The organism is Flammeovirga sp. SubArs3 (genome assembly GCF_947387565.1).
GTDB classification, from domain to species: Bacteria; Bacteroidota; Bacteroidia; order Cytophagales; family Flammeovirgaceae; genus Flammeovirga; species Flammeovirga agarivorans.
The window spans coordinates 264880-284103 of sequence record NZ_CANDOA010000004.1 but is presented as its reverse complement, the minus strand read 5'-3'; the positions used below and the strand labels follow the sequence as shown (position 1 = coordinate 284103).

The following is a 19224-nucleotide window of genomic DNA, read 5'->3' as shown; positions in this document are numbered from 1 at the left end:
TTTTCTATACATCCCTTTTTTCTAACTACCAATCTTGATCAGATTCTGACTTTTTACCAGATCGTTTCTTCTGTTGTTGGAAGTATTGTACTTCATTATTTTTTAAGGCATCAAGGATCATTTCAGCTTGTTCTTTCGGCATATTTATTTCTTGCATACGCTGATTAAACATTTCTTGCTGCTGCTCTTTTTCTTTTTGCTCCCTCTCCTCTTCTGTTTCTTGAGGTTCATCTTGAGGTTGCTCATCTTGCTGTTTATTTTCTCCTTGATCTTTTTGCTGCTGATCCTCGTTTTCCTGTTGTTGATCTTTATTCTCTTGATCCTGCTGATCTTCTTGGTCTTGCTGATCCTGATTCTGATCTTGTTGTTGATCTTCCTGATCCTGCTTATCCTGGTTTTGATCTTGCTGGTCTTGATTTTGATCCTGATTCTGATCTTGGTTTTGCTCGTCTTGCTGCTGTTTTTGTTTGAGCAACAACTCATAATTGTAACGAGCCTGAAGATTTGATGGATCTTTCTTCATCGCTGCCTTAGTAAACTCTAATGCCTCTTCAAGCTTTTGCTCCTGCGACTTAATGACCCCCAATTGCTGATTGGCGATAGAAGCTATTTTCTTGTCTGCAGCATTCTGAATATTAGCATAGCGTTTTGTAGCATTTTCGTAATCTTCGGACATAAAATAAGCATGAGCTAAATCCAACATAGCTGCATCATCTTTCTCACCAAGAGAGTCCAAAAGCATACTATATTCTGAAATAGCTGTCTTATAGTCTTTCGACTTAAACGCTGATTCGGCTGCTGACTTGTGTTTATTGACAGTAGCAATCCTTGAAATCCCGTTATTGTCAGAAAATAAAGTTAAAACGATGAGTAACGAAAGAATCGCGTGCATAACTCTTTATTGTTAAAAAATCTTATAGATCATTTTATAGATAAGGAAAGACGTGAAAATGGGAGAGAATATCTCATTTTTCACGTCTTTCTTATATAATTATCTATTGTAAGATTTTCTGATCACTTTTTCAAGTATTATACGATTTCACCGTATAAATCAAATGGTTCAACGTTCGTGATTTTCACATTTGCGAAATCACCTAAACGAACGTGATTTTCTTCAGAAACCGGAACTAAAACTTCATTATCAACCTCAGGAGAATCATATTCAGTACGACCTACGAAGTAACCTCCTTCAATCTTATCAAATAATACTTTGTAAGTTTTACCGATCTTTTCTTGATTCAAAGTAAGTGAGATATCTTCCTGAATGGCCATGATCTCATCTGCACGATCTTGTTTAACATCATCAGGAATTGTGTCTTCCATAGTGTCTCCAGCATGCGTATCTTCTTCATGAGAGTAAGCAAATACACCTACTCTTTCAAACTTCATTCTTTCAACAAAGTCTAACATTTCTTCGAACTCTTCTTCTGTTTCACCAGGGTGACCAGTAATTAAAGTAGTACGGATAGCAATGTCTGGAATACGCTGACGGATTTCATTAATCAATTCCTCTTGCTTTTCTCTAGTAGTACCTCTACGCATTCTCTTCAACATTTCTGTTGAACCATGTTGTAAAGGAATATCAAGATAGTTAGCAATATTATCTCTTTCTTTCATTACATCGATAACATCCATAGGGAAGCCTGTTGGGTAAGCATAGTGCAAACGGATCCAATCTAATCCTTCCACATCTGAAAGTGCTCTTAGTAAATCAGCTAAACGACGTTTCTTATAAATATCAAGACCATAGTAAGTTAAGTCTTGAGCGATTAATAAAATTTCTTTTACTCCTTTTGCTACCATATCTTCTGCTTGTTTCACCAAGTCTTCGATAGGTGTAGACACATGCTTACCACGCATCAATGGAATTGCACAGAAAGAACAAGGACGGTCACAACCTTCTGCAATTTTAAGGTAGCCGTAATGCTTATCTGTAGTCAGCAATCTTTCGCCTAGAAGTTCCTTTTTATAGTCAGCTTTTAACGCTTTCAATAAATTAGGCACTTCCCTTGTTCCAAAAAATGCATCTACCTCAGGAATTTCTTGAACTAGATCTTCCTTATATCTTTCAGATAAACAGCCAGAAACATACACCTTATCTACTAAACCTTCCTTCTTTGCTTCAGCATAACGAAGAATTGTTTCAATAGATTCAGTTTTCGCATGACCGATAAAACCACAAGTATTGATTAAGACAATATTAAATTTATCATCTTCCATCTCATGTTCTACGGCAATGCCATTTCCTTTCAATTGTGTCATAATTACCTCCGAGTCAACAATGTTTTTTGAACATCCAAGTGTAATTATATTGACTTTATTTTCTTTAAGTGTTCTGGTTTTCAAGAGATTACTTATTTACGAATTCTAATTCCGATTTACGATTTGCAAAAGTATTAGATTATTAGGTGCTTAACAACCTATTTGTCAAAGAGATGTAAATCATTTACTTCAATTAAGAAAAAAAATAAGGAATTGATCAGAATTATCGGACTTCACTAAATTAGCCCAGTTATATAATTCTTAAAAAACGTTGATTTTAAGCTTATTTGTTATCCAATATTATAAAAAAGCGATATTTTTGTAACGACTAGATTATTCTAAGACATCGGAATATTTTTTTAGCCTATCACGAAATCATTGAAATAAATTTATGAAGCTCTTTGAGCAAAACAATATAAATAGTCAGGACAATAAAGAGCACATTTCAGAAGCGACCTTTATTCCTGTAATGACCCTTTCAGTAATTGCAATTACCTTCCTTGTCGGCATATGGTCTATTAAAGAATTAAGTGACTATAAAGCTGATGTAGAGCGGCTTGAAACCGAATTTACAGAAAATCAAAAGCGTGTTACTAGAAATGAGGTTGAAAACTCTGCCAAATACATTCGTTACCTAGAAAAAAATACTGAAAAGCATTTAAGGAAAACATTAAAAAATAGAGTAGATGAGGCCTACCTTATAATGACCAACATCTACGAAAGAAATAAAAACAAACTCCCTAAAAAGGTAATTGTTGAATTGATAAAAGACTCGCTTTACCCTATCCGATTCAACAATAAAAGAGGTTATTATTTTATTGATCACATTAGTGGTTACTCTGTAATGAATGCCTCAGAACCAGATGCAGCCGGTGAGTACATTCTCGACTACCAAGATGCTAAAGGAAACTATTTTATTAGGGAACAAATGGAAATTGCCAAGACAAAAGGTAGTGGCTATTTCAATTACTACTGGAAAAAACCAGATCAAAAAGACGAGGAACAGTATCCTAAAACATCATATATAAGATATTTCAAGCCCTTAGGCTTAGTCATAGGTACTGGAGAATATATGGACAATGTTACTAAAGACATGCAAAAGCAAGCTTTAGAACGTATGTCTTCAGTACATTTTGGAAAAGATGGCTACCTGTTTGTCAATAAAAGAGGACATCCATTACTTCAAAGATGGAAGTACTATGAAAAGGCTAAGACCATCACACCAAAGCAACTCAATTCTTTACCTATCACAGACGAAAATGGCGATACCACTTATTTCAAAGATATCCCATTCGAAATGATGAATAAGAAAAAGAATGGAGGGTTTTATTATTATAACTATAGAAAACCAAACAGTCAGGAGGTCACCAAAAAGTTCTCCTATATCCTCTATTTCAAAGAATGGGACTGGACTATTGGTGCTGGTGTTTATTTAGATGAATTAGACGAACAAATTGCAGCTAAAAGAACTCTATTAATTAATGAGCTAACCACAGAGTTGTTTAGAATTCTATCTTTATCTACACTATTGATTGCTATTTTATGGTGGAGGTTAAGAAAAGTAGCGACAGGCATCACAAATAATATTCATGAATTTGCTTCTTTCTTTGATACAGCATCTAAAGAGCATGTAAAGATCAATAAAGATCGTTTAGCCTATGCTGAATTTGATCAGTTGGCCAATCTAGCCAATAAAATGCTAGACGAGAGAGAAAACGATAAGAAGAAAATTATTGAAGCTTATCATGAAATTCAAACTTCTGAAGAAGAGCTAAGACAACAGTCGGAAAGCCTCCTTTATACTAATCAGAAGTTGGAAGAAGCCATGAAAGAAGTGAAGGCGACCCAAGTTCAACTGATTAATTCAGAAAAAATGGCCTCTTTAGGTCAATTAACAGCGGGAATCGCTCACGAGATCAATAATCCCATTAACTTTGTGTCTTCTAATGTTCAACCATTGAAAGACGATATCGACGATATCATCACTTTACTACATCAATGTAATCACCTAATCAATATGTATGAAAAGGGTGAAGATATTAAAGATAAAGTAAAAGAGATCAATGTCTTGGCAGAAGAAATTGAAGTGGATATTCTTACCGATGAGATCAAGCAATTAATCAATGGTATAGAAGAAGGTGCACAAAGAACAAAGGAAATAGTTTTAGGATTAAGAACTTTCTCAAGATTAGACGAGGATACATTCAAACATGCCAATATTAACGACGGCATGCAGTCTACTTTGACGATTCTTAATAATAAAGCGAAAAAGAAAGATGTAACCATCAATGTTGATTTACAAGATGACCTACCGGAAATCGAATGTTTACCAGGTAGAGTAAATCAAGTCTTTATGAATATCATCAACAATGCAATTCAAGCTGTCGATGAAGATAAAGGGATCATTGAGGTGAAGACAAGATTCACACAAGGTGACGACCATATCAGTATTTCTATAAAAGATAATGGTAAAGGAATGCACCAAGCAGTGATTGACAAGATATTTGATCCTTTCTTCACAACAAAAGAAGTAGGAGAAGGTACCGGTCTTGGTCTTTCAATATCTTATGGTATTATCGAGAAACATGGTGGTCGCATTATGGTTTCAAGTAAGCCAAAAGACAATGAAGAAGATACTTCATCGTTTACTGAGTTCACCATTACACTTCCTATTAAAGGTAATAACGAATTAGAAAAACAGAGATAAATACTATGAGCGATTATCATGTTCCTGTAATGCTTCACGAATGTGTTGAAGGACTGAATATCGACCCTACCAAAACCTACGTTGATGTAACTTTTGGCGGTGGTGGTCACTCAAGAGAAATATTAAAACACTTAACAACAGGAAAATTGGTTGTATTCGATCAAGACCCTGATGCTAAGAAAAACGCAGAAGCTATCAACGATGATCGCTTAATATTCTGTGCTGCTAACTTCAGATACTTAAAACGCTATTTAAGACTTCACGGCATTAAAAGTGTTGCAGGTATTTTGGGTGATTTAGGTATTTCATCACATCAAATTGATGAAACATCTAGAGGATTCTCCACTCGAGGTGAAGCTCCTTTAGATATGAGAATGGCACAGTCTGGCTCTATTTCAGCCAAAGAAGTCATCAATGAATATGACGAAGGAAAGTTGAAAGAGATATTTAAGTTGTATGGAGAGATTACACATGCAGGAAAAGCAGCAAGTTTAATCATCCATGCAAGAAGTGCAGGAACAATAGAAACTACACTTGACTTAATGAATGCTCTTCGACCGATGGCTCCAAGAGGAAAAGAAAACCGTTTCTTTGCTCAAGTATTTCAAGCGATTCGTATCGAAGTAAACGAAGAGCTAGAAACACTCAGAGAGATGTTAGAACAAGGGGCTGAAGTATTAGAAGAAGGAGGTCATTTTGTTATTGAATCGTATCATTCTTTAGAAGACCGCCTTGTTAAGAACTTTTTTAAAGCTGGTAACTTTGAAGGTAAACATGAAAAAGATTTTTATGGCAATATCCTTCGTCCATTAAAACCTTTAAAAAGTAAACCTATCACTGCTTCTAACGCTGAAATTGCTCAGAATAGAAGAGCTAGAAGTGCAAAATTAAGGATTGGAGTAAAACTCGCAGAAAATAATAATCCTAAAAGCGATATATAAAAACAAAAAAGCCTTTCTCGATAACAGAAAGGCTTTTTTGTTTGGTCTCTTAATTTAATAAGTTTCCAATTCTTAAATCAACGTAAAACATTCTTGGAGTAATTGGGCCATATACAAATGCAGCATCCTTATCGATACCACTTACAAATGTAGACTGCATTTGATTAAATATATTCTTTACTCCAGCTCCAATCTGTATATTAGCTGATTTCGATAACTTTGTTAAATAAGAAACCTTTATCCCCATATCGAAAAATTGTTCAGTATCTATAAGTTCTTCATCAGTTGTCAACTCCCCATCGATAAACCCGCCAGGAAGATAAGGTACGTACATACTACCTGTATAAACACCAGTCATTGAAACTGACCATTGACTTGTAATATTATAATCTGCACTTAGTGACCCATATTGATTCGGTGTTCTCAAAATATGTTTTGAAGTACTAGTTTCTTCATCACCCCATTGATTCTCCTCTTCATACATAGAGGTTTGAACAGTATAAGCTGCTTGAAAAGATAATTTTTCATTAGGAGCAATTCTACCTTCAAGGTTTACCCCTTGAACCACTGCGTCTGATGTTGAATTTCTTTTGAAGAGAATCAGTGTTCCATCTTCCAAATAATCATATTGGTTATCAAATCGATCTTTTATTTTTGTGTAAAAACCTTCTACCAAAAAGTAAGTCTGAACATGACCAAAAGACTTATCAAAATCCCAAGCTAAGTTATATGAAATAGAAGACTCTGGTTTCAGGTTAGGATCCAACTGTGTTCGTACTCCCTGACCACTTGTTACTTCAATATGCAAGTCTTCAGAGAACATTTGAGGTGCTCTAAACCCTGTAGCAAATCCTCCTCTCAACTGCATATTATCATTCAGTTTGTATTTTAAATTTATCCTTGGATTAATAGAATTTACACTTTTATTATTTTGTTGATTTTGATTATCAACTATATCAACAAAGTCCCAACGAGCACCTATCAATACAGACCATTGGTTGCTCATCCATTCATTTTGTGCAAACACAGCATAAGTATTTGATATCTGATCCGAAACTGTAGCATCATCCGTTACCTTCCCTAATTCTTCATCAAAATAAGACAGCTTCTTATCATTAATTTGGTCATTGATGTACTCAACTCCTGTTACAAAATAGGATTTCCCATTCAAGACATTACCAAGATTAATATTCAACTGAGATCCTGCTACTATCGTCTTTCCAGTTGTCAAACCAAATCCATCTTTTTGCTGATGTGCACCATAATAGCTATCTCTGTGTACATATTGCCCACTAAAATAGTTATTCAGATGAAGTTTATTTGACCTACTATACCAATCATGATTTAGCATCGCAGTACCAATATGCATGTCGATAGCTTCAGTAATATCAGCCTCTTCTTTTGGTTGATCTAACTTATTACCTCCTCTTCTATTATCATGAGTATATTTTACATCCATGGATACTTTGTTATACTCTGAAAATTGATGATATACTTTTGTCCCTAATGAAAGTGTTTTCATTGCTGTTAATTCTGAAAAGTCATCCTTTATCGGATCCCCCATTGTATTTCCATCCTCATCTAATCGATAATAAATATCATTCGGGTTAGCATTCCAAGCGTACCTATTTCTATATGATCCATAGATATAGCTAGATGTTTTATCATTCTTAGAGACTAACGAAGTGTTGAAATAAGCACTATAATCATGTGATTTACCATCTATTGTCCCAAAATTTGTCCCCACCTCATAAGAATTAAATTGAGGATATTTTGTGATAATATTAACGGTACCACCTATTGCGTTAGCTCCATAAAGTACGGATCCCCCACCACGAACAACTTCTATTTGATCGATCATTGCTACAGGTATCTGTTCTAAACCATAAACACCTACTAAACCATTAAATAATGGTCTACTGTCAATAAGGATTTGGGTATAAGGGCCTTCTAAACCATTTAGTCTAAGTTGAGATGAGCCACAATTTCCACAAGTACTTTCTACTCTTGTACCTGGAATGTAGTTTAGTCCTTCTGCTACAACTTTAAAGTTATTTTTAATGAGAAAATCACTTCCAACAACATTTACAACACTAGAGGTTTCTTGTCTGCTTTGTGATCTTCTACTACTCGATACGATCACTTCATTAAGTTCTAAATAGTCTTTGGATAGATTAAAATGGATATCATGATTGCTTCGAGTGGGTTTAAACTCCTTAATCATGTCTTTATACCCTACTACAGAGACTAAAAAAGTATACGTTTTTCCTTCCTCTAGCTCAATAAGGAAATGTCCATGATCATCTGAATAAACACCTTTCTGTCCATCATTAATAGAAACATTGGCAAAAGGTATATGCTCATTTCCACATGTAATATGCCCTTTTACCTTAATGGTATTACTAAATACAGAAGTGCTTACAAATAGTAGTAACAGATTGAATATTAAGATAGTTTTCAAAGTATTAGCTTATTATTATTTAGATTAATTATTAATAACTGCAAATGTATTTAAGATATCTTCACAAATGATTGATCATTGTCATTAAATAATATTGATCATTATCAAATGATAAAACTGATTGAATTGGAAATACAATATCACATTCCTACACCTTACTACGTCATCCTTACTTCAAACGATATAAACAAACATTTCTGCTTTTGCTTAAAGCTATATTTGAAAAACACATGATGAGAAATGATATGAATATTTTAATAACTGGAGCAGGAAGTGGTTTAGGTAGAGTTACTACAGAGGCTCTTTTAAAGAGTGGTTACAATGTGATTGCTTCGATGAGAGACTCCAAATCAAAAGGAATTCAGATAGTTAAAGAACTAGAGGCATTTTCCAGACAGACAAAAGGTACTTTATTTATTATTGAATTAGATGTTACTAGCACTACTTCTGTCAATCTTGCAATTTCCCAAATTGAAAGTGAGGTAGGTCAAATTGATGTATTGATAAATAACGCAGGAATTGGTGGTACAGGATGGACTGAGGCTTTTCCTGAAGAACAATACAAACAAATTTTTGATGTAAATGTATTTGGTGTACAGAGAATGATGAGAGGCATACTCCCCAGTATGAGAAAAAGAAAAGAAGGGTTGATTATCAATATTTCTAGTATTCAAGGACGAGTTGTGTTCCCTTATTCAGGAATTTACACTGCTTCTAAGTTTGCCCTTGAAGGATTAACAGAAAGCTATCATTATGAATTGGCTCCTTTAGGTATCGATATTATCCTATTACAACCTGGAGGATTTAAAACCAGTTTCGAATCAAAACAAAGTGGTCCCTATGATAAAGACCGCCTTTTAGAATATGGAGAACTAAAAAATGCTCCCAACGATATCTGGGGAAATCCAGGTGAAGAGAAAGACTTTTTACCAAGTCCACAACCTATCCCAGAGGCGATTATGGATTTGATTGAAATGGAAAAAGGCAAAAGACCCTTGAGAACAACAGTTGATCCATTATTAAAAGGTATTGGAACAATAGCTATCAACAAGGAGTGTTTATCAGCTCAAAAGGAACTTTCCGATTACCTAGAATGGGATATTAAAGTATAAGAAATAAAAAAGCCGTTGATCAATAAAATGATCAACGGCTTTTTTAGTAGTTATCCTACTATTTTACTTTTTCAATTACTGAAGCAGTAATATCGTCAGCACCATCGTTATATAATAACATATCTAATGGAATTACATATTGGTAACCTTTAGCTTTTGCTACTTCTGCAAGAGCTGCTCTAGCTCTGTCTTGAAGTGGAGTGAAAGCTTCGAATTGACGCTTCTGTAAGTTTTGCTGAGCGTTTTGTTGAAACTCTTGTAAGTTTCTTTGTAACAACTCTAACTCTTGTGCTTTTTGCTGAATAATTTCTGGTAACCAGTTTTGTTGGTTTTGTTGGAAATCAGCATATTTTGTTTGGAACTCTTGCTGTTGTTGTTGCATTGAAGCATACAACTGATTTTGGTAGCTTTCCAATTCTTTCATTTTTGTTTCAAATTCAGGAATTGAACGTACTACGCTATCAAGGTCAGCGTAAGCAAATATTTTTGTTTGAGCAGTACCCTCAGTAGATAAACCCATTAACATCACAGCGAAAAGTGATGCGAATAAAACTCTTAATTTCATAATTTCTTGTTTGTAAGTCTTTTATATTAACTTAGATTATTGACCATTCACTTTAGCAATCACCTTACCTGTGATATCTTCACCATTAGCATCGATCAAGAATGCTCCCACTCTTGCCATGATGCCTTCTGCAATTACCACAGAGTACCCTCCTTCTTTAGCGACAGCAGCAACATGCTCTTCAAGTTTTTTCATAAGAGGTGCCATAGCTTCATTTTGCTTTTTAGCAATCCCTTCTTGAGCTCTTTGCTGAAGTTGTTGTACTTCTAATTGAAGTTCTTGTAACTCCTTCTGTCCTTCTTCCAACTGCTGAGGAGACATTGTTTGTTGTCCCTGCATTAGCGTTTGGTACTTCTCCTGCATAGACTTCTGTTTCATCTCAATTTGAGTTTGAAACTGCTTAGCATAAGATTCGATAATCTTTTGCTGCGTCTTGAACTCTTGCATTGAGGTGATCACACTATCCTCGTTAATATAAGCCACTTTTTGTTGGGCCATAGCTACAGAAGACAGCATCATCAACGACCAAATCGCAAATAAGATTTTCTTCATTTTTTACTAAAAATTTCTTCGTTTATATGTAAAACTATACTCTAAGGAAAGTTTCGATGCAAAAATATAAATTATCTTGGAGAATCCTCAGGATCTCCCTCACCAAGTTCGTCTAAAACGAAATCAGTATAATTATATTTAGGATCTGAATAGATTAATGTAATATCTGAAGCCTTATCAAAGATAAAATTTAGCTTTTTCTGACGAGCCACAGTTTGGCAAGCTTGAGAGATTTTATCTTGAAGGGGTTTCATATATTCCATACGTTTCGAATAAAGCAATCCTTCGTAACCAAAATGATTGGTTTGGAACTCTCGCATTTCCTTTTTAAGGTCTGCAATCTTATCCAATTTCTCCTTTTTCATTTCCGGAGTTAAAAGGATTTCTTCATGAGCGTAAGCTCTTTCCAAATCAGCAATCTCAGCTTTCATACCATCCAATTGCGTCAACCATTTGTCTGTAAGTTTCTTTAGTTTTTGTTCAGCCTCATTATATTCAGGAAGCTGTTCAATAATGACCTGAGAATCTATATAACCAAATCGCTGGGCATATGAATTTGATAAACTAATGAGAAAGCACAGACCTACAAAGAGTATTTTCTTCATTATTCCTTAGTTTAATACACCTTAAAGATGTTTATATTATTCACTTTATCAAAGTGTAGATAGCGCGTGTAAGTTGAGTTGTTGTTTCATAAGTATCTAATGAATACTCCTTAAAACCCGCTTTAGATGAATAAAAAGCCACATCTTGTTCTTCTACAAGTGTTGCATTTAAGACACCCCACTCCTCTTCTACGACAATTTTTTTATCATTTGATAACATTCCTACCTTGGAAATCGAATCGTTATAAGGACATTCAATGATCATTCTTCCACCTTTTTTTAACCATTTATAAGCTTTCTCAATAGCTAATTTCTGGTCATCAGCAGAAAGTTCTAGAATACCTGACCACATCCAAAGTATGATGTCTACACTTTCTTCTTCCCAATCTAGGGCACAAACATCAGCTTGCACCACTTGAATATCATCAGAGGAATTTTGCTTTAAGATGTCGACCAATGTATCAACGATCTCTACCGCAATAATTTTACCTTTAAAGTTATTTGCTTTAAGTGAATTAATGATTCGGCCGTAACCCGAACCCAACTCCATGATCACAGCATCTTCTTGGATCGTAGCGTATACTTGTTGCAGATCTTCTCCACCAGCTAAACCTATTTGATCGGCAAAACCTTTAAAGATATCTAGAGGCATCTTTTGATAGAAAGCAACATTACCCTCTTTCATATTTCGAGATTTAAAAAATTTAGTACGTACAGACAGGAAATTTTTCCACCCAAATTGACGTCAAAAACTATGCAAGCTTACTACTTCAATTCGATTATCTTGTCTAGAACGAAATAATCATATCGAAAGTATCTATCAATACCGTTATTTCTTGAATAAGTTCAAAAAAGAGCAGTTTTCTTTCTCAAAAAGCAAATCGTATAAAAGGGCAAAACCCCATCTGTAGAGATGAGGTTTTGTTTTAATTATATCTACTTGGTAATTATACCAATTGATTTAAAGCATCATTTAAAGTAAAGCTTGGACGCATAGCTTTAGAAGCTGCACCAAACTCAGGATGGTAGTAACCACCAATCTCTTGTGCTTTACCTTGAGCACCGATCAATTCATCATTGATTTTCGCTTCATTGCTTGTTAACGTTTCTGCTAACTCAGCAAACTTCGCTTTAAGTTCAGCATCTTTATCTTGAGCTGCTAATTCTTGTGCCCAGTATAACGCTAAATAGAAGTGAGAACCTCTGTTATCAATGCTACCAATCTTACGAGCAGGAGATTTATCATTATCTAAGAACTTAGACGTTGCAGCATCTAAAGTTTCCGCTAAAACTTTCGCTTTAGGGTTGTCAAATGTATCACCTAAGTGCTCTAATGAAACGGCTAATGCTAAGAACTCACCTAATGAATCCCATCTTAAGTAACCTTCTTTCACAAATTGTTGAACGTGCTTAGGAGCTGATCCACCTGCACCTGTTTCAAATAATCCACCACCATTCATTAATGGTACGATAGATAACATTTTAGCAGAAGTACCTAATTCTAAAATTGGGAATAAATCTGTTAGGTAATCACGTAATACGTTACCTGTTACTGAAATTGTATCTAATCCTTTTACGATACGCTCAAGTGAGAATTTAGTCGCATCTACTGGTGCTTTGATAAGGATTTCTAAACCTTCAGTATCATAATCTTTTAAGTAAGTATTTACTTTTTTGATTAACTCAGCATCATGTGCTCTATTTTCATCTAACCAGAAAACAGCTGGAGTTTGTGTTGCTCTTGCTCTCTTCACAGCTAACTTCACCCAATCTTGAATTGGAAGATCTTTCACTTGACACATTCTGAAGATATCACCTTCTTCTACTGCCTGCTCAATCAATACTGTACCTGCTGCGTCTACAACTTTAACAGTACCTGCTGCTGACATTTGGAAAGTTTTATCATGAGAACCATACTCTTCTGCTTTTTTAGCCATAAGACCAACGTTAGCAACAGAACCCATAGTTGTTGGGTCTAATGCACCGTTTTCTTTACAGAAGTCGATTGTAGCTTGGTAAACACCTGCATATGATCTATCTGGAATAACAGCTTTAGTATCTTGTTGTTGACCGGCTTTGTTCCACATTTGACCTGAAGTACGGATCATTGCTGGCATAGAAGCATCAATAATCACATCTGAAGGAACATGTAGGTTAGTAATTCCTTTGTCAGAATCAACCATTGCTAAATCAGGAGCATCTGTATAAACTGCAGCAAGAGCAGCTTCTACTTCAGCTTGCTTATCATGACCTTTAATTTTAGCATAAACATCACCAATACCGTTAGTAGCAGTAATACCTAACTCTTCGAATAAAGTAGCATACTTTTCGAATACATCTTTGTAGAATACTTCAACAGCAGCACCAAAAATGATAGGGTCAGAAACCTTCATCATTGTCGCTTTCATGTGTAATGAGAACAATACACCGCTATCTTTAGCATCTTTTACTTGCTCTGCAATAAACGCTTTTAAAGCTTTCATGTTCATTACAGCTGCATCTATAATTTCACCGTCTAATAAGGCTACTTTTTCTTTCAATACTTTTGTAGATCCATCTGCACCTACAAATTCGATTTTCACATCTGTTGCTTTATCAACTGTAACTGATTTCTCTGAACCGTAGAAATCATTTGCAGGCATACTTGCAACATGTGATTTTGATGAAGAAGTCCATGCACCCATAGAATGTGGATGTTTACGAGCATAGTTCTTCACAGCTTTAGGAGCTCTACGATCTGAGTTACCTTCACGTAAAACAGGGTTTACAGCAGATCCTAATACTTTTGCATAACGTGCTTTGATCTCTTCTTCCTCTGCATTTTGTGGCTCAGCTGGGAAATCAGGCACATTGTAACCTTGTGCTTGTAATTCGTTGATTGCCGCTTGTAATTGAGGAATAGAAGCAGAAATATTTGGAAGCTTGATGATGTTAGCTTCTGGAGTTTTTGCTAATTCTCCAAGCTCTGTTAAAGCATCACCGATTTTTTGCTCATCAGTTAATTGTTCTGGGAAATTCGCTAAAATACGTCCAGTCAAGGAAATGTCTTTAGTTTCTACTTCAACTCCTGCAACGCCTGTAAATGCTTTTACGATTGGCAAGAAAGAGTAAGTGGCTAAAGCTGGAGCCTCGTCTGTTTTGGTGTAGATAATTTTCGCTTTTGTCATGTCTTTTAACTTATGTGATGATAAGGAAACACACGTAATGCTACCTATTGCTGAAATTTGTTGTTACGCTAGCTAATTATATAAAGTAATTAACTCTCAATTGAGCATTTTTTTGTTCCAATGTGCGAATTTAATAAATGTTTGCAATTTTGGAATGAAAAAATGACTTAAGTTTCATTTTTAATAAACCTCTTAATTCGTTTATGCGATTATTAATATATAGCAACATTTACCATTTTCACTATCACTTTACTAGATTTTCATTGAATAAATAATTATATCTTTATAGATAATTAGGATTATTACAGTATGAGTTTTTTGTCGAAGTATAACATCAAACAAGACCAAGTATGGCAATTCCTTTTAGTGATAGCCTACTTTTTTTTAACCTTCAACTTTTTTGATCAGAGGTTCGGACACACCTATGCACTCATCAAAGCAGGTCTTCTAATTGGAGCTCAAATCATACTTTGGCAGGTTAATTTAAAATTCTTAATACCATCACTTTTACTGAAAAAGAAGTACCTATTTTATGGGGCAGCATTATTCATAATCACTTTAAGCATTGCCACCTTATACAATAGAAGCGAAAAAAGAGTAATGGATTCTTGGAGAGTTGAAGCGAAATCTGAAAGGTTGTTTCCATTTGATGCTCCCGAAGAAGAACAGAATCAATACAATAGAAATCGAATGAGAGGTGAAAACAGAGCAAAAAGATTCTTTACACCTCCAAAAATTTTCGAATCACTCTACAACTTCATCTTATTTAGTGTAGTTGCATTATTAAGTACTGCCTATAGAATGACAGTATATAGTTTAAAAAAAGAAAATGAAGCAACATTATTAAGAGAGGAAAAGGTAAAATCCGAAATGAGTTTTCTAAAATCTCAAGTCAATCCTCATTTCTTATTTAATGTACTCAATAATATCTATTCATTATCCTTCTTAAAATCTGACAAAACACCTGATGTAGTACTCCAACTATCAGACATGTTACGGTACATGTTGTACCATACTGGGACTGAAACTGTTCCTTTATCACAAGAAGTTGAGTATTTGCAAAACTTCATATCATTGCATTTATTGAAAGATGACACTCTACATGAAAGAGTTAAATATGATATCAATATTTCATCACATCATTTACAAATAGCTCCACTACTCTTCGCTCCTTTCATAGAAAATGCTTTCAAACATAGTCATATCGAAGATGAGCAAAATGGGTGGATCAGTATTTCATTAGAAACCGAAAAAAACAATACTATACTGTTCAATGTTTCCAATTCAAAACCTTCAAGAAAAATAAGCAAAGACAAAGAAGGCGGTATTGGTTTGGAGAATGTAAAAAAACGTCTCACCTTGCAGTATAAAAACAAACACATATTAACCATCAATGAGACCCATGATAGGTTCTCGGTTACATTAGAATTACACACATCATAAACACTTAAACATTAAACACACTAAAATGACTTCACAAATGAATTCGAGTCAACCGTATCAACCTAAACATAAAATAAGGTTAGTAACGGCTGGTTCTTTATTCGACGGACATGATGCGTCTATTAACATCATGCGTCGAATCATGCAGTCAACTGGCGCTGAAATCATTCACCTTGGTCACAACCGATCTGCTCAAGAGATCGTAGATTGTGCTATTCAAGAAGACGTACAAGGTATCGCAATCACTTCCTACCAAGGCGGGCACTTAGAGTATTTCAAATATATCTATGATTTACTGAAAGAAAGAGGAGCTGACACCATTGGTATCTACGGAGGTGGTGGAGGAACTATTTTACCTACTGAAATTGAAGAACTCCACCAATACGGTATCAATAGAATATATTCACCTGATGACGGAAGAAAACTAGGACTTCAGGGAATGATCAATGACATTTTAATACAATGTGATTTTCCTACTGGAAAAAATATACAGAAGGAGTCTCTAAATATTGACAAGAAGTCTCATAAAAACCTTGGTAGAGTTATTTCTGCTATTGAAAACTTCAAAAGTAATCATCAAGAGTTTTTAAGTGATCTAGCTAAAAAAGCAGAAAATATTACTACTCCAGTCCTTGGTATTACTGGGACAGGCGGTGCTGGTAAATCTTCATTAGTAGATGAGTTAATTAGAAGATTTCTCCTTTCATCTGAAGACCGACAAGTTGCGATTATATCTGTCGACCCTTCCAAAAGAAAAACTGGAGGAGCACTACTAGGTGATAGAATTCGTATGAATGCTATTTCCAATGGTAGAGTGTATATGCGTTCTTTAGCAACAAGACAGGCACATATCGCTTTATCACAACATATTCAAGAAGTATTGAACCTTGTAAAGGTCGCTGGGTTCGACTTGATTATTCTAGAAACATCAGGTATCGGTCAGTCGGGCACTGAAATTATCGACTTTAGTGATGTCTCATTATATGTGATGACTCCCGAATATGGTGCAGCAACTCAACTAGAAAAGATTGACATGCTGGATTATGCCGATGTTATTGCTTTAAATAAGTTTGATAAGAAAGGTGCACAAGATGCACTGAGAGATGTTGCAAAACAATACCGTAGAAACCACAACTTATTTGAATTACCTGATGATGATACACCGGTATTTGGTACAATGGCCTCTCAATTTAATGATACAGGAGTCAATCAGCTCTACAACAAATTAATTGAGCTAATTAACGCAAAGAAGAAAGATCTTGCTTTATCAAAAGTTGAAAATAACATTGAAGGAAATAGAATTCACATTATCCCTCCTTCAAGAGTAAGGTACTTGTCTGAAATCTCTGAGGTAATCAGAAATTATAATGCTTCAGTAGACGAACAAGCTGAATTAGCAGATAAGCTCTATGGACTTCAAAAAGCGATTGAAGTTGTAGATCATGAAAACCAAACTAAAGGTGTACTTCAAAAAGCTTTTGAAGATATTAAAAAGCAGACCAACCATGAAGTTTTAGATATTATTGAAGGTTGGAAAGAAAAAGTTGACAATTATGCTAGTGATGTTTTCACTTATCAGGTAAGAGGAAAAGATATCCATGTAGATACAAAATCAACTACATTGTCTGGTAATAAAATATCGAAAGTGACTTTACCAAAGTATAAAGGGTGGGGTGATATTGTAAAATGGTCAATGCAGGAAAATGTACCTGGAGAATTTCCTTATACTGCCGGTGTATTCCCTTTCAAAAGAAAAGGTGAAGATCCTACTAGAATGTTTGCAGGAGAAGGAAACCCAGAACGTACCAACAGAAGATTCCATTATTTATCTGAAGGGCAACCTGCTGCTCGACTATCAACAGCATTCGATTCCGTCACTTTATACGGTGAAGATCCTGCATTCAGACCTGACATTTATGGAAAAATTGGCAATTCAGGTGTTAACGTCTCTAGTTTAGATGATGCAAAAAGGTTATATTCAGGTTTTGACCTTTGTGCTCCTTCTACATCTGTATCTATGACGATCAATGGGCCTGCAGCAGCTATGACAGCTTTCTTTATGAATGCTGCCATTGATCAACAATGTGAGCTATATATTAAGGAAAAAGGTCTTGAGAAAGATGTTCAGAATAAAATTGACGAAATCTACCAAGGATCAACAGCTCCAAAATATAGAGGTGAACTTCCAAAAAATCACAATGGATTAGGATTAATGCTTTTAGGTGTCACTGGAGATCAAGTACTTCCAACTGATGTCTATGAAGAAATAAAGAAAGCCACTATCCAGAAAGTAAGAGGTACAGTTCAAGCAGACATTTTAAAAGAAGATCAAGCACAAAACACTTGTATTTTCTCAACGGAGTTTTCTTTACGTTTGATGGGTGATATGCAAGAGTATTTCACAAATCAAAGTATTAAAAACTTCTATTCTGTATCGATCTCAGGGTATCATATTGCTGAAGCTGGAGCCAACCCAATATCTCAATTGGCATTTACCTTAGCAAATGGATTCACCTTTATAGAGTACTATTTAAATAGAGGAATGAAGATTGATGATTTCGCTCCAAACTTCTCATTCTTCTTCTCGAATGGAGTCGATCCAGAATATGCTGTAATAGGTAGAGTAGCCAGGAAAATTTGGGCAAAAGCATTAAAGTACAAATACAAAGCAAGTGATCGATCACAGAAGTTAAAGTACCACATTCAAACTTCTGGTAGATCATTACATGCTCAAGAAATTGCTTTTAATGATATCAGAACCACTCTTCAGGCATTATATGCTATTTATGACAACTGTAATTCACTACATACAAATGCATATGATGAAGCGATTACCACACCAACAGAAGAATCCGTTAGAAGAGCCGTTGCTATTCAGTTGATCATCAATAAGGAGTTGGGATTAACCAAAAATGAAAATCCTATTCAAGGTGCTTTCATCATTGAAGAGCTTACTGACTTAGTTGAAGAAGCGGTAATGGCTGAATTTGATAGAATTACTGAAAGAGGTGGTGTACTTGGAGCTATGGAAACAATGTACCAACGCTCTAAAATACAAGAGGAATCTCTATACTATGAAACATTGAAGCATAATGGAGATTTCCCTATCATTGGTGTAAATACTTTCTTATCAAAAAATGGATCACCAACAGTGATCCCTGAGGAAGTAATTAGATCTACTAAAGAAGAAAAAGATGGGCAAATCCATGCGCTCGAACAATTACATCAAGTTTTAGAAAGTAATGGTAAAAAAGCACTTGGGAAGCTCTGCGAAGATGCCTTAAATCAGAATAATACTTTTGCAGCCTTAATGGAAGCCACTAAATATTGTTCTCTTGGGCAAATCACCTCCGCTTTATTTGAAGTTGGTGGGCAATACAGAAGAAATATGTAATAGATACAAAAAGGC

The 19224-nt window shown here is 35.1% G+C and carries 13 protein-coding genes; 5 read left to right on the top strand and 8 right to left on the bottom strand.

The features are described from left to right. Nucleotides 1-25 precede the first annotated feature (25 nt). Nucleotides 26-892 carry a hypothetical protein gene (locus QL232_RS13485; RefSeq protein WP_168881719.1) on the bottom strand — a complete coding sequence of 289 codons (867 nt, stop codon included), beginning with the start codon at nt 890-892 and terminating at the stop codon, nt 26-28. A gap of 137 nt (nt 893-1029) precedes the next feature. Then, nucleotides 1030-2346 (bottom strand): 30S ribosomal protein S12 methylthiotransferase RimO, encoded by a 1317-nt coding sequence (gene rimO / locus QL232_RS13480; RefSeq protein ID WP_281614495.1) that lies wholly within the window; start codon nt 2344-2346, stop codon nt 1030-1032. Nucleotides 2347-2653: 307 nt separating this feature from the next. On the opposite strand from rimO, the gene QL232_RS13475 reads away from it, so the two are divergent. Together QL232_RS13475 and rsmH are read left to right on the top strand one after the other, a co-directional pair. Continuing rightward, nucleotides 2654-4969 (top strand): cache domain-containing protein, encoded by a 2316-nt coding sequence (locus QL232_RS13475; RefSeq protein ID WP_168881721.1) that lies wholly within the window; start codon nt 2654-2656, stop codon nt 4967-4969. A gap of 5 nt (nt 4970-4974) precedes the next feature. Then, nucleotides 4975-5910, top strand: a complete 936-nt coding sequence (gene rsmH / locus QL232_RS13470) for a 16S rRNA (cytosine(1402)-N(4))-methyltransferase RsmH (protein ID WP_168881722.1) — start codon at nt 4975-4977, stop codon at nt 5908-5910. A gap of 49 nt (nt 5911-5959) precedes the next feature. Here the strand turns inward: rsmH and QL232_RS13465 are convergent, their stop codons facing one another. After that, on the bottom strand, nt 5960-8371 hold the full coding sequence (locus QL232_RS13465) for a TonB-dependent receptor (protein ID WP_281614494.1): 2412 nt from the start codon (nt 8369-8371) through the stop codon (nt 5960-5962). Between the two features lie 245 nt (nt 8372-8616). On the opposite strand from QL232_RS13465, the gene QL232_RS13460 reads away from it, so the two are divergent. Then, nucleotides 8617-9483, top strand: coding sequence for an SDR family oxidoreductase (locus QL232_RS13460; protein WP_281614493.1), 867 nt, complete (start codon nt 8617-8619; stop codon nt 9481-9483). A 58-nt stretch (nt 9484-9541) separates the two neighbouring features. Here the strand turns inward: QL232_RS13460 and QL232_RS13455 are convergent, their stop codons facing one another. The 5 genes from QL232_RS13455 to QL232_RS13435 form a co-directional block, all read right to left on the bottom strand. Beyond that, nucleotides 9542-10048, bottom strand: coding sequence for an OmpH family outer membrane protein (locus QL232_RS13455; RefSeq protein WP_281614492.1), 507 nt, complete (start codon nt 10046-10048; stop codon nt 9542-9544). A gap of 36 nt (nt 10049-10084) precedes the next feature. Next, a complete protein-coding gene (locus QL232_RS13450) occupies nt 10085-10600 on the bottom strand; it encodes an OmpH family outer membrane protein (RefSeq protein ID WP_281614491.1) in 516 nt (171 codons plus the stop codon). A 71-nt stretch (nt 10601-10671) separates the two neighbouring features. Beyond that, the gene (locus QL232_RS13445; RefSeq protein ID WP_281614490.1) at nt 10672-11205 is read right to left on the bottom strand and encodes an OmpH family outer membrane protein; all 534 of its coding nucleotides are present in this window, start codon (nt 11203-11205) and stop codon (nt 10672-10674) included. 40 nt (nt 11206-11245) lie between these two features. After that, nucleotides 11246-11890 (bottom strand): class I SAM-dependent methyltransferase, encoded by a 645-nt coding sequence (locus QL232_RS13440; RefSeq protein WP_168881728.1) that lies wholly within the window; start codon nt 11888-11890, stop codon nt 11246-11248. A gap of 262 nt (nt 11891-12152) precedes the next feature. Next, on the bottom strand, nt 12153-14372 hold the full coding sequence (locus tag QL232_RS13435) for an NADP-dependent isocitrate dehydrogenase (RefSeq protein ID WP_281614489.1): 2220 nt from the start codon (nt 14370-14372) through the stop codon (nt 12153-12155). 309 nt (nt 14373-14681) lie between these two features. Between QL232_RS13435 and QL232_RS13430 the strand changes: the two genes are divergently transcribed. Both QL232_RS13430 and QL232_RS13425 read left to right on the top strand, forming a co-directional pair. After that, nucleotides 14682-15815: a histidine kinase gene (locus QL232_RS13430; protein ID WP_281614488.1), complete on the top strand. Its 1134-nt coding sequence runs from the start codon at nt 14682-14684 to the stop codon at nt 15813-15815. A 37-nt stretch (nt 15816-15852) separates the two neighbouring features. Further along, the gene (locus QL232_RS13425) at nt 15853-19209 is read left to right on the top strand and encodes a methylmalonyl-CoA mutase family protein (RefSeq protein ID WP_281614487.1); all 3357 of its coding nucleotides are present in this window, start codon (nt 15853-15855) and stop codon (nt 19207-19209) included. Nucleotides 19210-19224 lie beyond the last annotated feature (15 nt).